Genomic DNA, 267 nt, shown 5'->3' with positions numbered 1-267 from the left:
CCTCATATTTTCAGCAGTAATCCCATTCCAAAATCTTTTCCGGCAACCTTCTTTTCCCCAACTTCACTAACCTCACACACTCATCTCTATCATATTCTTCTTCCTCCTCATCATCATTCACTATACAGCATTCCAACATATTAAATGCAGCAACTTCCTTTTCATCTCCTCCTACAATCACCTCTTTCCCTCCCTAAACTCCCCCAATTCCCCTCTCCACACTACATTCCCAACCTTCATCAAAAATCACCAAATCAAATACTCCTT

At 40.8% G+C, this 267-nt stretch carries 1 protein-coding gene; it reads right to left on the bottom strand.

What is annotated here, in order from left to right; genetic code table 11:
• Positions 1-10: 10 nt before the first annotated feature.
• Positions 11-181: a hypothetical protein gene (locus tag FS736_RS24680; protein ID WP_186326932.1), complete on the bottom strand. Its 171-nt coding sequence runs from the start codon at positions 179-181 to the stop codon at positions 11-13.
• Positions 182-267 lie beyond the last annotated feature (86 nt).

Source organism: Cytobacillus oceanisediminis 2691, from assembly GCF_007678455.1.
Lineage (GTDB): Bacteria > Bacillota > Bacilli > Bacillales > Cytobacillaceae > Mesobacillus > Mesobacillus oceanisediminis_A.
Note: the sequence above shows the minus strand (reverse complement) of the source record. Positions and strands in the feature narration are given on the sequence as shown.